The sequence below is a fragment of the Dyadobacter sp. CY356 genome (assembly GCF_021440195.1).
Lineage (GTDB): Bacteria > Bacteroidota > Bacteroidia > Cytophagales > Spirosomataceae > Dyadobacter.
The window spans coordinates 1,212,526-1,227,071 of the sequence record NZ_JAJTSZ010000002.1; the positions used below are offsets into that span (position 1 = coordinate 1,212,526).

The window sequence follows — 14,546 nt, forward strand, 5'->3', positions numbered from 1 at the left end:
AATGCGTGAATAACTAAGGTTTATTTATTGACCAGCAATGCGATACATAATTTTCAACTACTTCTCTTCTCCGGTAATCTCTTCAATCCTGATCAGGTTAAAATCATAGTCAAGCACGTTGATCAGATATTCTTCCTGTAATTGATAAGCTTGCTGAATGGCCGCGAAAAATTCCAGATAACCGATTTCTCCGCCTCTAAAAGTAGACAAGGCAGTCTGCCTTATAAGATCAGCCTGTGGGAGTGCATGCTCTTCATAATATTGTAAAGTTGCAGCCAGGTTTCGCTGACGTGTTTCCATCACATCCAGTTCCGTACTTAGCTGTTCTTTGGCAGCTGCGAGCTGTGTTTCGTTCACCTGCTCCTGAATTTTCGCCGATTGAATTTTTGCCTTTTGTGCTTTTGTAAATATGTGAAAAGACAGTCCGGCATGCACCACATTATAGTTGTTATCTTTTGCAATAGACTGATTGATAATACCAACCCGCCAGTCGGGCAAAGTATTGCGCTGTTCCAGACGTGTTTGCAGCTGACTATTTGTAATATTTTGCTGCAAAATGCCCAGGGAAGGGTTCAAGTCGGGACTAAGACTCTTCGCGATCAGACGACTTGAAATTTTCTTAAAAACTGTACCGGAATCAATTTGGATACTATCCTTTGTATGAAGCAAAAGGCGCAGTGAAGCATAGTGGATCTGCTGTTCACGCTGTGAACTCCTGATGCGCTGTAACAAATTCTGATACCTGCTTTCAGCTGTAACCTGTTCGAGACGATTGGTTTCACCAGTTTTGAAACGGACATCTGCCGCACGAGCCGACTGTCGGTAAAGCTCACTTTGCTCTGTCAGGAATTTCAGCAATTTCTGATCATAAACAAGCTGATAATAAGCGCGTCTGACTTCATTACCTAACCGCCATTTGTCAGCATCCAGTTGATAACGGGCACTTTGCACATTGGCTTCCGAAAGTTTTTTCTGGGTTTTATATACACTGATCGGAGCAAAGGACTGAATAGCCGTCGCAGTATAATCATTATTTCTTGCCTGAGTTTGTCCATACTGAACATCAACATCCGTTTTGGCAGGATTAAAAGAAGCACCAACCAGCGCCTGTTGCCTGTTAATAATCAGTTCTCCGGATTTCACCAATAAGTTCTGGCTTGTGGCTTCCTGAACCGCCTGGTCCATAGAAATAATTCGCTGAGCCCGCGTGGGAATATTGGCAAATAGAAAGCAAAGTGTGATCATGCCAATCACGACCGCATGATTTGCTCTTTTTCTTTTCTCAACCCGTTCTTTAACCAGACTATATAAAACAGGAAGTACAATGAGTGTCAACAAAGTGGCTGTAATTAAACCCCCAATAACGACGGTTGCCAATGGCCGCTGCACCTCCGCTCCTGCCGATGTTGACAATGCCATCGGCAAAAATCCCAGCGAAGCCACGCCTGCGGTCATAATAACCGGACGGAAACGGGCTTTAACGCCAGAAATAATTCGTTCACGGAGGGAGCCAATTCCTTCTTTTTCAAGCTGATCAAAATAACTGATCAGAACAATTCCATTCAGAACTGCTACCCCAAAAAGTGCGATAAAACCTACACCTGCCGAAATACTGAACGGCATATCCCGAACCCACAATGCCCAGATCCCGCCAATTGCAGAAAGTGGAACAGCTGTAAAAATGATCAGTGCTTCGGTTAATCTTTTGAACGTAAAATAAAGCAGTACAAAAATCAGTAATAGTGAAATCGGAACGGCGATGGAAAGCCGCTGGCGTGCCTGTTGAAGATTTTCAAATTGTCCGCCATAAGAGTAATAATAACCCGGAGTCAGTATTACACCTTTTTCAATTTTTGCTTTGATATCATTTACAACACTTTCAACATCACGGTTTAAAACATTGATACCGATTGTAATTCTGCGTTTTGTATTGTCGCGGGATATCTGTGCAGGTGCTTCTTCATAGGTAATATCCGCAAGTTCGCCCAGCGGAACTGAACCTCCGTTTGGAACTGTTACATACAAATTTCTTATATCCTTCAAGTCCGTCCGGTGCAAAGTATCCAGACGAATTACCAGATCAAACCGACGCTCTCCTTCAAAAACAACACCGGCAGTTTCTCCGGCAAAAGAAGTTTTTATCAGTTGATTAATGGAAGCAACGTCAAGGCCATACTGAGCCAGACGATCTCTGTGGTATGACGCTTTAATTTGCGGCAAACCAACAATAGGTTCAACCCGACAACTCGCGACGCCCGCGATGGGTTGGATTAATGCGGCACAGTCATTGGCATGTTCAAACAATTTATTCAGATCATCACCATAAATTTTCACAACAACATCTGAGCGTGCACCTGTGATCATTTCATTGGAACGCATCTGGATCGGCTGTGTAAATTCCGCCATCACACCAGGCACTTCCCTTTCCAAAACCTTATTCATTTTCTCGGAAAGTTCTTCACGGGTATGTGCAGAAGTCCACTCCGAACGATCTTTAAGATTGATCATCTGATCTGTCATTTCTACCGGCATTGGATCTGTGGGCACTTCTGATGCGCCGATACGGCCCACGATCTGACGGATTTCAGGAAAATTTTTCAACAAAGCACGTTCCGCTTTTAAGGAAGCCTGAATTGTTTCGGTTAAAGATGTTCCGGTCGGCATGCGTAAATCAATGGCAATATCACCTTCATCCAGCTGAGGAATAAATTCTCCTCCAAGTGCACCGAAAAGCATAACACTCCCCACCAATAGAATTAGCGAAGCACCAACGATAGCTTTTCTGTAAGACAAAGCACCCTGAATCAAGGGTTGATAAAAACTGTATAATTTGTTAACCAGACGATCCGAAAAATTCCTTTCATTATTGATTTTTGAAGAAAGGAATAATGATGATGCCATCGGAACATAAGTAAATGACAGAATCAACGCACCCAGAATTGCAAAACTCACCGCAAGTGCCATCGGCTGGAACATTTTCCCTTCAATACCTGAAAGTGAAAGAATTGGAAGATAAACGATGAGAATAATGATTTGTCCAAAAACCGCAGACGTAAGGATTTTGGACGCATTTACCTGAACGGTATCGTCCATTTGTCGTTGTGAAAGCTTGTCTCCGGTTTTAAAATGGGTTTGTAAGTAATGCATAACGCCTTCCACAACAATCACGGAACCGTCCACCAAAAGCCCAAAATCGATTGCGCCGAGACTCATTAAATTGGCCGAAACACCAAAAGTATGCATCATACCAAAAGTAAAAAGCATAGCCAGCGGAATGACGGACGCGACAATCAGGCCTGCTCTGAGACTTCCCAACAGTAAAACCAAAACAAAAACAACGATCAGTCCGCCTTCTAGCAGGTTATTTCGGACGGTTTTGATGGCTTTATCAATCAGTTTTGCCCTGTCAATAAACGATTCTATCTTGACGCCTTCAGGTAAAGATTTCTGAATCCGCGCCATTCTTTCTTTAATCGCTTTTACAGTCCGGTCAGCATCGGCACCTTTCAACATCAACACCACAGCACCAACTGCCTCACTTTTCCCATCTCGCGTCATGGCGCCATATCGCACCGCGTGACCAAACTGGACACTTGCCACATTACTGACTTTCAACGGAACGCCATTCACACTTTTAATAACAATATTGCCAATATCATCCAGACTTTTTACCGTCCCTTCCCCGCGAATAAAATATGACTGGCTATCCTTTTCGAGATAACTACCGCCCGTATTGCTGTTATTTTTTTCTACCGCAGTAAATACATCGCCAATTGTAACACCTGCCGCACGAAGTTTCTCAGGATTGATACTGACTTCATATTCTTTAACAAATCCACCAAAACTGCTGACTTCTACCACACCAGGGATTCCGGTGAGTTGCCGTTTGACAATCCAGTCCTGCATAGTCCGTAGCTCCGAAAGATCGTAGCGACTTTCATATCCCGGCTGAGGAACAAGTGTATACTGATAAATTTCACCAAGTCCGGTAGTAATCGGCGCCAGATAGGGTGATCCGAATTCTTTGGGAATATCCTGTGCGGCAAGCGAAATTTGTTCGCCTACGAGCTGTCTGGCTTTTAAAATATCCATCTTATCGTCGAAAACGACCGTTATCACAGACAATCCCAGTCTGGAAACCGAACGAATTTCCTCCACGCCCTGTACATTGGTAAGACTGAGCTCTATCGGTGCCGTGATATATTGTTCAACTTCCTGAGCCGCAAGTGCGGGTGTTTGTGTCAAAACCACAACCTGATTGGTGGTAATATCGGGGACGGCATCAATCGGAAGTTTTGAAAGCGCATAAATCCCCCAACTGATCAGGCCTAAAACCATAAGGCCTACGATCAATTTGTTCCGTATACTAAAACGGATTATTGAGTCAAACATAAAAAATTGGTATTAATCACTGATGGTGACAATTTTCAAATACCAACAAAAACAGGCTTGAATTAAGCGGTTTCAATAATTTCAATCTTGAAAATTGATCGTTTTAACGACTTTCCTTTTTAGATATCAATTATGTCAAAAACTTATTAAAGCTGGTTTCTGTGGCAGCTCATTGCTGTCATCAGACAATAAAATAAAAAACAGGAATAATGGAATGGAAGCCGGATCAGCCGAAGTTGGGCGGATTTAATAATGAAGACTGGTGTTGAAATGAATAGAGATTATTCCACCAAAAGGCATCTTTTTCCTGAAATTCAGTAACCAAAGGCTCTGAAAAAGCTATGAAATGAAATTGGGTAATTACGTAGGAATGCAGCGAATGGCCACTCAAAGAAGGAAGTGATTCATGCTGATTTTTTTCCGAATCAGGAGCATTCTGCGCATGCTGTGAAGCGGTTGCATAGTGCATCTGCATAAAACCCCAGAATGATATCTGCCCCTGACTTTCCTGCTTGTGTTTTTCAAAGTGCTTCATGAGCTGCGGAAGGCGGCTCAATTCCTCCCAGCATTCCATTGAAGGTAGAAAGCTGCCAAGCAAAATGTGAAAACTTAATAAACAGGCGAAGATACGTATCAAGGCAAATGTGGGATTATACTTGTCTTACCAATAATCAAAGATATATTTTTTTACTCCAAGTCAATTATCAGCTCAAATAAATGCAATAAGTACTTCTTATATTCAAAATTATGACGGGATTGTTTAAGTGGATCAAACAATCCCGTCATTGGCTAAACTTTAAATATTATATAAAAACGGAGCTTTTCTGATGTAAGTTTTATCAGAAAGCTGTTCTTCAAGAAAAATAGCAATATTTTTAGTACTGATCCCGGCACCGGGACAATCCACTATGCTTGCTTGCGCTGCCAATATCTCATCGGAATATTCGATCATCGGAAGACGAACCAAAGTCCATTCGACATCACTTTTGGTCAATAAATCATATGACTTTGCTCTGTCTGTATGAATTTCCGGAAAAGTATTTTTCATCCATTCCGTTGCCGCCTTTGTCTGACTACCTTTTTTGTCAAAAGGGGTGTCGATATTGATGCCAGCTACCAAAATGTACCGATGGATTCCATACTCATTCATCGCTTTCAGAATATTCTCAGTGGCTGAACTTGCTACCATTGGCTCACCAGGTCTTTGCCCGACTGTGCTTATAATGGCCTGACAATCAAAAAGTAATCTTTTAATATCATCAAAACATACAGCATCTCCTGTGACTATTTCAACAAGCGGATTGGAAAGGTTTAAAATAAATGGATCAGAAGATTCATCCGAAATAGGAAGGTTTCTTAAAAGGATTTTTAAGCTATACCCCTTTTCGAGTAAGTGATTAACAAGATATTGCCCTGTTCTCCCCCCGCCGCCAAGCACGGCTATTTTTATATGTTGATTCATTTTGTTTTTGTAAAATATGAAATACAAGGTCTCACCATGATTTTCACGTTGAAAACACGGATTTGAAGAAGTCTTATGACCTGCTTCTGTTGGTTTCGATATTTTACAATGACATTTGAATGAGACAAATGTAACGATTAATTAAGTCATAAGTTATTATGTTGTTTGACGTCAATTATTGCGGTGCCCCGCACCTTGGACGATAATTGCCTTACTTCAATTTCTATAAATATTTCTGTGCTCTGCACCTGTTTAATACCGAAAACAAAACCAATTTTCTGCCCATAGGTTTTAACCCGCGGAAAATTAAATTATGATTAGCTTTTTACATTTCCACCTTTTTAACGTAGATAACAGGAACCCAAAACCCACAATTGTCGGTTACCAAAACAACTTGTTTCTTGTACCAAATAATCCAAACACAGCATCAGGGTTGCACAGCAGTGATTAGGCACTTACTTTTGACTTGGAAATAAAAATGAGAATCGAGCCCTGGAAATTATTAAGATAAAAAATATATTGATTATGAGTCGCTATTTGAAAGGTTTTGAAAGTAATGCAACCAATGCAGAGCTTATAGAAGTATTGGATCAGGCTGTTGGGATTTTATATAACAAAAGTGCGGGTGCAGAGTCAAACGGTAAAATTTCGGATGGCCCTGTTGGTTACGAATTATACGAAATGCCGGATAATGTTCTGACTAAATCATTTGAGATAATCACCTGCAAAGCTGCTGTGGGCAACCCGGCGGAAGATCTTGCAGAGAAATTGTATGATGCTTTTTATGCCTGGCTAGTTGAAAAACAAGACGGAGAGGCTCTGATCGAAGATTTCGAAGGACCAAAAGATAAAATCCCGGTTTCCTATATCGTTACCAACGAACCATATTTTGTTGAGCCATTTAAAAATCTCGGCGTCAATTTTGATTTAAAAGCTGAGGTTGACCACAGAACTCCTGAATTGTTTGGAGAACAATTTGCAAAAGAAGTTGTATGGGCTTATACATTTGAAGTAAGAATTTGCGCGCCAAAAAAAGGCTGATCAATTTTTTGACATGACATATTAAAACAATACCAATGCCAGGCCGGATTTCAACCCTTGCCTGGCATTTTGAAAAATCATTTGCATACATTATTTATGAGCCCAATGTTCGACCGCATCAATACGTATATCATCAATCACGCGAACCTGACGGTCGAAGAATTAGCCTATTTCAATTCAATCCTTCAATATAAAAAATATCCCAAAAAGACGATTTTGCTGCACGAAGGCGAAATCTGTAACTTTGAAGCATTCATTAATAAGGGCTGCATCCGCATGTATTATATTGATGAAAACGGCTTTGAAGTTACTTTGCAATTTGCAATTGAAGACTGGTGGGTTAGTGATATTGCCAGTTTCCATGATCAGAAACCAAGTAATATGTTCATCGAAACTTTGGAAGAATGTGAACTTTTAATTCTGACACCACAAACCAAAGAGTCGCTGCTGTCTCATGTCCCACAACTTGAAAGAATGTTCCGGATTCTGGTACAACGGAATCTTTCCAGTTTGCAGGGACGACTTTTCAAAACCATTGCTACTAGTGCACAGGATAAATATCTTGATTTCATCAAACGTTATCCCACCATACCTCAGCGTGTTCCGCAACATTATATAGCTTCCTATCTGGGCATTTCCGCCGAATTTCTGAGTAAGGTAAGAACCAAACTTGCCAAAAAATAACTTACATTTTCCTCTTTCTTGTCCCAGTTCAATGTTTCCGCATCGCGGGAGCTGTTCCTTTGTATTATTAATTTATTGCAGAAAACGAGAGGATCACATTGACAAGGAACGGAAATTTTAACAGATCAAAAAGTTTTCAGATTTTGATTTTCTTGTCCTGGTTCAATGCAGGCCGCTCTCCGAATAGCGAAATTTGTATCATTAAATCGGTAAACGACTATAAATCATGGAAAGAAAAGATTTTATCCGTAAAGGCCTGATGGGAACTGGAATGTTCGTTGCGTCGGCTTCTGTTGGAAATGTTATCAAAAACGATATTGACGAATTGAAAGAACTGGACGTGATTGGTTTTAATCATTTACCAAATACTGAATCAAAAGTGAAAGCAAATACGGTACTTCATAAAGCAGATACCCGCGGACATGCAAGTCATGGCTGGCTGGATAGTCATCATACTTTCAGTTTTGCCAATTATTATAACCCTGATCGTATGCATTTTGGTGTGCTGCGTGTTTTGAATGATGACCGTGTTGATGGTGGAAAAGGTTTTGGCAGACATCCACATGATAATATGGAAATTATCTCAATTCCATTGGAAGGCGATCTCGAACACAAAGACAGCATGGATAATGTGGCCGTAATCAAACATGGGGATATACAGGTGATGAGCGCGGGAACCGGAATTTTCCATAGTGAATACAACAAAAATGAAGATCTGGATGCTAAATTCTTACAGATCTGGCTTTTCCCAAAAACCAAAAATGTTACGCCAAGATATGATCAGCTGACGCTGAATGTAGAAGACAGACATAACAATTTACAACAGATTTTGTCACCAAATGCGGATGATGCAGGTGTGTGGATTAATCAGGATGCCTGGTTTCATATGGGCAAATTTGATAAAGATTTCAGCATTGAATACAAATTAAAAAATCCTGCAAATGGTGTTTACGCTTTTGTATTAAAAGGTGATATCACGATTGAAGACAACGATCTGAATCAACGTGACGGACTTGGAATCTGGGATACAAACAGCATTTCAATCAAATCAAACTCGCAGGATGCGGAGGTGCTTTTAATGGAAGTACCCATGTCTGTTTAGGGATTGGCTTTTAGCGTTAGCTATTGGCTAAATAGCTTGGTTATGTGATCTGGCTAATTTAGAAGTGTAAGTAATAGTCCAACGCTAATTCCCGATCAATCAATATTATAAATAATTTATCCGCCTATTAAGGTCGGAATCACAAAACTAACCGCTAACGCCTAACCGCTAATAGCCAAATCTATGAGTCATATTAAAATTGCAAACACAAAGCACGATGTGCTTGATTTGATTAAAAACAGATGGAGTCCACGTTCTTTTTCTGATAAGGTAATTTCTGAAAAGGATCTTCATACAATCCTGGAAGCTGCCGGATGGGCTGCAAGCGCCAATAATGAACAACCATGGCAATATTATTACGCATCCAAAGGAAACGATGGATTTGCACAAATCGCAGAAAGTCTGGCTGCCGGAAATAAGCCCTGGGCACAACATGCAGATATTTTAATTGTTGCGGTAGCCAGAAAAACTTATGAAGCAAACCAGGCCGAAAACGTAACTGCTCTGCACGATTTAGGTATGGCCAATGCACATTTGCTTTTGCAGGCATCCGCATTGAATATTTACAGTCATATGATGGGTGGCTTTGACAATACTAAAATTTCAGAAACCCTTGGTTTGACCGAAAACCAATTGCCGGTTGCTGTTATTGCTTTGGGTTATCTGGATGAAGCTGAGAAATTGGAAGAACCATTTAAGTCACGAGAACTTGCGCCACGTGTCCGCAAACCTTTGAGTGAGTTTGTTTTTTCAAAAAACGCATAAGATTATGGAAACTGTGAAAGTAAATATTCTGGCGATTGGCAGACATGAGGAAATACTGGAAACCGTTTTGCGCATCATCAATAAAAGCGAAAACTGGACTGCCAGGGGGGCGCTGACAGATGAAGAAGCAATTGCATTGTTTGAAGAAGAAAAGTTTGATATCATCCTTTTATGTGGTGGTATTGAAGAAGCCAGCGAAGCAGTACTCCGCAAAACTTTTACAGAAAAAGATCCTGAAATTATTGTCATTCAGCATTACGGTGGAGGAAGCGGTCTTTTGAGTAATGAAATCATATATGCGCTTTCACAACGTAATGATTTAAAAAATTTGAATTCCTGATTTTTCTTGTCCCAGTTCAATGTCCAGGGGCTCCAATCTTCGGAAATTTGCATAACAAAAAACAAAAACAATCATGGAAAATCAAATCTTAGGCCTGCATCATATCACTGCCATCGCAGGAAACGCAAAACGCAATCACGACTTTTACACCAAAGTTCTTGGCCTGAGATTAGTGAAAAAAACCGTCAATTTTGACGATCCAGGTACCTACCATTTTTATTATGGTGACGAGGTTGGATCGGCTGGTACTATTCTGACATTTTTCCCTTGGGAAGGAACTGCACAAGGCCGTACCGGAACTGGTCTGGCTACCGATATCGGGTATTCAGTACCAAAAGGAAGTCTGGGTTTCTGGGCAGACCGTTTTACCGAATTCAAAGTAAAACAAGGAAATAAAGATGAAAAATTCGGTGAGTTATATCTTCCTTTCCAGGATCCGGATGGATTGAAAATCAACCTGATAGAATCAAAAACCGAAGACAACAGAAAGCCATGGGAAACAGCTGACGTCAAAGCCGACGTTGCTACCAAAGGATTTCACAGTATTGTTTTGACACTTAAAAATATAAAACCAACCGCTGAAATTTTGACCGATATTTTCGGATATAAACTTTTGGAACAGGAAGGAAATCGTTACCGGTTTATCACTGATGCAGTTGAAAATGCAGCAATTGTAGATTTGATCGAATCACCAAATGAGGAGCGCGGATATAATGCCGGTGGGACCAATCACCACGTTGCATTCCGTGTAAAAAATGATCAGGTTTTGATGGAGTTCCGTGATAAAATTGCGGGCAAAGGTTTGAATATCACACCAAAAATCGATCGTGATTATTTCTTCTCTCTTTATTTCAGAGAACCAGGTGGCGTTTTATTCGAACTTGCTTCTGAAAATCCAGGCTTTGCAATTGATGAAACCGTTGAAAATTTAGGAAGCAGTTTGAGATTACCAAAACAGTACGAAAGTTCACGTGCTGAAATTGAAAAAATATTGCCAAAACTGGTTTAAGTGATTTGGAAGGGATAAGGGTTGGAATTAATTATCTCTTACCCCCTTCCACTCCTGACTTGCAATGTTTTCCAAACTCAATTTAGATTTACCACGATCATGCATACCAAAAAAGTAATAACAGCCGGAAAAGCCATTGATGAAACGGACAAAGTTTTGATCATGATTCATGGCCGGGGCGGAAGCGCACAGGATATTTTGTCGCTGGCTGCACATCTGAATACTAATGATTACGCGCTTCTTGCTCCCCAGGCTTCAAATAATACATGGTATCCGACATCATTTCTGGCGGAACCGTCCATTAATGAGCCCTGGCTATCATCGGCAATTGATGTGATTGATGAAGTAGTTGCTGACGCAGTCGCCAGAGGAATTTTAAAAGAGAACATTTTCTTTCTGGGATTTTCACAAGGTGCTTGTCTGACGCTTGAATATGTGACGCGCAATGCAGCGAAATACGGTGGCGTTGCTGCCTTTACCGGTGGTTTGATTGGTGACAGGATTTATGCTGAAAACTATTCCGGAGATTTTGACGGAACTCCAATCTTTATTGGAACCAGTAATCCGGATCCGCACGTACCGGTTTCGAGAGTACAGGAAACAACGGCAATTTTGGAATCAATGCATGCTGAGGTTTTTGAAAAAATATATCCAAATATGGGACATACCATCAGTCATGATGAGATTGAGAAAGCCAATGCACTGATTTTTAATAAATAAAATTTTAAACAAATATTCCAGCGATCACTATTTAAAAATAATGATCGCTGGTTTTTTATTTCAGTATTTCACACATTTATTCCAGTTCGTGCTTGCCTCCGTCATCATAACCAATGTGCAGCATGTAACGGAGGGATATCCCAAATGCCAATCCGCTTCCATCTGCTTTGATCATTGCGGTTTGGGTTTGCACTTTATTGACGTAATAATCGAGTTGGGTGGATAATGAATTTCCCAGCCCCCAACGTTTTCTCGCATAAAAACTAAGATCAAATGCCTTGGCTACTCTTATAACATATTCAGCAGTGGCATCGGCAAAACCAGTTATTTTTGAGTTGGTCCGCGTATCGCTGCTTAAATATAAAGTATCATTGGTAAATCTTGTACGTCGTAAGTACCCTTCAAACTCCATAAAATCCTTTTGTTTACCAGAATTTGGTACAATACCTGCGCCTGCACCGATCCAGAAAGCAGAGCGGCGAACCAGTGCATTTGATTTTCCGAATAAAATCCTGCGCTTGGCTCGGAAGGCAATATTGTTTTTATCATTATCCATTTTGTATTCCAATGGATAAGAATTGTTGATAATAAGCGTATTATGAATTGGCGAGCGGGCATATTCCACTTCTACCCCCCACTTTTCCTGGTTCACCCAACCAATGGAAGCACTATATCCTGAACGGCTGGCGGATTTTGTGTCTACCAAACCATCAAAATTGTTATTGAGCGTACTTTTATCCGTACCAATAAATCCGTCAAAACCGATATACCAGCGATTGCGGATCTTTTCCGTTGAGTATTTAGCAAAAATCGCTTTTTCTCTTTTAGTCTTAAAAGTATTGACCAAAGGAGTTACCGGCTCATAGGATTCTTTAACCGGCTTTGTAACCGGATTATAATAATCTTCGTTTTGTGCAAAAACAACGCTGGCACAAAACGTAAAAACAAGAAGGGTATAAATTGTTTTCATAAAAAACGAGTTTTGGCTTCATTTTAGCATTACGCTAAGTAAGTCAGAACCGTTGCAGTGTGCAAAAATATGGTATTAAGTTATTGAACAACAGGAAAAGCTACAATGCTAACTTTGGTAAATCCATAAGTAATCTTAAAATCGCCTCTATTTTTTCAATAATCGTTTCTGGTATATTCCTGTTCTGTTCCTTATCATTTATCTTGAACAGCTATCAGCCACTTTCCAGTTCAGGATATTTCTCTCAATATATTTAACAAAAATGCGTCAAATCTTAAATTAACAAACGAATACTCACGACCAGAAACCCTGCACCCGGACTGTATCACAATCGCTTTTCTTCAATTCCTTTCTTAAATGTCCACAGCTGGGAATGTGTCCGGCTACATAAATGGTGGCGTGATTAAAATCCCTTTTTCTGGCCCAGTCGGTTAAAGCATGAAAACCTCCCTGATCCGTTTGCGCGACTGGCTGAATATTCCAGTTAAAATATTCCACAAATTCTGCGCGGTGATTTTCTTCTTCAATCGCAATCGCTCCTGTAATATTTTTTGTACCGGCCAGTTGCTGCAAAGCAAGGTAATGTCCAATTGTTGTCATATCGCCAAGAGCTATCATATCACCTCCCTCAACAGGCCGGTGCATGGTTGGCCCAACGCCTACGTAAGTAATTTTATCGCCCGCTTTCAATGATCTTACCCAGTCACTTCCAGGCCCCTCCTGCATGGCATTGATATACAGTGTACAAGTACGGGTTTCCACATCCCAACCGGCAGGTGTATAATCGCGGTAAACGCCGGGTGCAACTTTAACTTTCATATGCTGCACACGGTCCCATCCCGACATATCCAGCGCAGGAAAGTGTACGTCCAATTCGAAAAAGGTAGCAGGATTCCAGGCTCTGATGGCCAGTATCGTTCCCTCTTTCGCTAATGCGTTTTCAAATAAATTAAGCGCTGTTTGTTTAAGAATATTCATGATTATGGCTATTTGGTGTTAATAAAATGACTTCCTGGCGGTCAGGTATAAACGTGGAGACGGATCAACTTTTGTTTTTACTTTAATCAGGATATAAAATTTCCGGATTGATTGACCGCCGTAGTCAATCGACATTACAAAACAACACATGAAATACAGAAACGGAAAGAGAGAAAGAACGGGAAAAGCTGGACTATTTGCGGTATTCTTTTCGAAAGGCCACGGGATAGGTTCCGGTTACTTTTTGAAATAAACGAGAAAAATAGGTTGGATCTGTATACCCGATCTGAAAAGATATTTCTTTAATATTCAGGTCAGTGTAATACAGAAGCCTTTTTGCCTCCATCATTACTTCCCGCTGAATCCAGTAACTTACCGAAAAACCGGTTGTATTTTTTACAACTTCATTAAGATAGGAAGGCGTAATATTTAAAGCCTCAGCATATTCCGCAGGACTTTTCAGGGTTTTGAAATTTTCCAAAACCATTTTTTTAAATGTATTGCTTATTATTACCGGTCTTGAATTACCATGCGAAGACTGTTGCTTATGCTGCTGAAAAACGGCAGCGAAACTTCCTGCACAGACCTGAACCATGGAACGAAGTGCCGGCTGCTGAAATGGCAGATCTTCCTGATTATGCAGCATTTCAGAAAGCAACGATATTGATTTATCCAAAATGTCTGCCGTTTTAATACTTATTGGAACAGGTTCAGGATGAGCCATGTAATCTTCAAAAACAGACCGGTGAGTATCATCAAGTGAAGCCAGATCTGTGGCAATAAACCAGCCTATTGAATTTATAGCTGTATTGGAATGATGAACCTGACCCGGCAGAATACAAAAAATAACACAGCCATCAAAGCTAACTTCCTGAAAGTCGACCATCATTTTACTGCTGCCGCTTTGCTGAAAAATGAAGATATAATGATCGTCCCGATGCGCTCCGTATCCGGCTACCTCCGACGATTTTTTTGCATCGATCCTGTGAATTTCCAGACCAAGACTTGTCCGGGCGCTAAGATTGTGAAGCGGAATGACTGGATTCTGAGGCATTTTTTTAATTTATGACTGATGCAAAAAAA

At 40.6% G+C, this 14,546-nt stretch carries 13 protein-coding genes; 7 read left to right on the forward strand and 6 right to left on the reverse strand.

The genetic code is table 11. From position 1 onward, the window contains the following. Window positions 1-57: 57 nt before the first annotated feature. From LXL81_RS11465 to LXL81_RS11475, 3 genes are all read right to left on the reverse strand, one after another. The gene (locus LXL81_RS11465; RefSeq protein ID WP_234646920.1) at window positions 58-4,392 is read right to left on the reverse strand and encodes a CusA/CzcA family heavy metal efflux RND transporter; all 4,335 of its coding nucleotides are present in this window, start codon (window positions 4,390-4,392) and stop codon (window positions 58-60) included. 226 nt (window positions 4,393-4,618) lie between these two features. Then, complete coding sequence (locus tag LXL81_RS11470; RefSeq protein WP_234646921.1) at window positions 4,619-5,029, reverse strand: hypothetical protein; 411 nt, start codon at window positions 5,027-5,029, stop codon at window positions 4,619-4,621. Between the two features lie 159 nt (window positions 5,030-5,188). Then, a complete protein-coding gene (locus tag LXL81_RS11475; RefSeq protein ID WP_234646922.1) occupies window positions 5,189-5,854 on the reverse strand; it encodes an NAD(P)-dependent oxidoreductase in 666 nt (221 codons plus the stop codon). A gap of 525 nt (window positions 5,855-6,379) precedes the next feature. Between LXL81_RS11475 and LXL81_RS11480 the strand changes: the two genes are divergently transcribed. The 7 genes from LXL81_RS11480 (at window position 6,380) to LXL81_RS11510 (ending at window position 11,515) form a co-directional block, all read left to right on the forward strand. Beyond that, complete coding sequence (locus tag LXL81_RS11480) at window positions 6,380-6,895, forward strand: hypothetical protein (protein ID WP_234646923.1); 516 nt, start codon at window positions 6,380-6,382, stop codon at window positions 6,893-6,895. Window positions 6,896-7,000: 105 nt separating this feature from the next. Then, window positions 7,001-7,579 carry a Crp/Fnr family transcriptional regulator gene (locus LXL81_RS11485; RefSeq protein WP_234646924.1) on the forward strand — a complete coding sequence of 193 codons (579 nt, stop codon included), beginning with the start codon at window positions 7,001-7,003 and terminating at the stop codon, window positions 7,577-7,579. A gap of 226 nt (window positions 7,580-7,805) precedes the next feature. After that, a complete protein-coding gene (locus LXL81_RS11490; RefSeq protein WP_234646925.1) occupies window positions 7,806-8,681 on the forward strand; it encodes a pirin family protein in 876 nt (291 codons plus the stop codon). A 183-nt stretch (window positions 8,682-8,864) separates the two neighbouring features. Then, window positions 8,865-9,446 carry a nitroreductase family protein gene (locus LXL81_RS11495; protein ID WP_234646926.1) on the forward strand — a complete coding sequence of 194 codons (582 nt, stop codon included), beginning with the start codon at window positions 8,865-8,867 and terminating at the stop codon, window positions 9,444-9,446. Window positions 9,447-9,450: 4 nt separating this feature from the next. After that, entirely contained in the window at window positions 9,451-9,786 is a 336-nt protein-coding gene (locus LXL81_RS11500) for a response regulator receiver protein (RefSeq protein ID WP_234646927.1), read from the forward strand. 73 nt (window positions 9,787-9,859) lie between these two features. Then, complete coding sequence (locus LXL81_RS11505; protein WP_234646928.1) at window positions 9,860-10,795, forward strand: ring-cleaving dioxygenase; 936 nt, start codon at window positions 9,860-9,862, stop codon at window positions 10,793-10,795. Window positions 10,796-10,894: 99 nt separating this feature from the next. Then, window positions 10,895-11,515, forward strand: coding sequence for an alpha/beta hydrolase (locus tag LXL81_RS11510; RefSeq protein ID WP_234646929.1), 621 nt, complete (start codon window positions 10,895-10,897; stop codon window positions 11,513-11,515). A gap of 76 nt (window positions 11,516-11,591) precedes the next feature. Here LXL81_RS11510 and LXL81_RS11515 read toward each other — a convergent pair whose 3' ends face one another. From LXL81_RS11515 to LXL81_RS11525, 3 genes are all read right to left on the reverse strand, one after another. Beyond that, window positions 11,592-12,485: a hypothetical protein gene (locus LXL81_RS11515; RefSeq protein WP_234646930.1), complete on the reverse strand. Its 894-nt coding sequence runs from the start codon at window positions 12,483-12,485 to the stop codon at window positions 11,592-11,594. Between the two features lie 294 nt (window positions 12,486-12,779). Then, window positions 12,780-13,463 (reverse strand): hypothetical protein, encoded by a 684-nt coding sequence (locus LXL81_RS11520; RefSeq protein ID WP_234646931.1) that lies wholly within the window; start codon window positions 13,461-13,463, stop codon window positions 12,780-12,782. A gap of 193 nt (window positions 13,464-13,656) precedes the next feature. Next, window positions 13,657-14,517 carry an AraC family transcriptional regulator gene (locus LXL81_RS11525; RefSeq protein ID WP_234646932.1) on the reverse strand — a complete coding sequence of 287 codons (861 nt, stop codon included), beginning with the start codon at window positions 14,515-14,517 and terminating at the stop codon, window positions 13,657-13,659. Window positions 14,518-14,546: the final 29 nt, after the last annotated feature.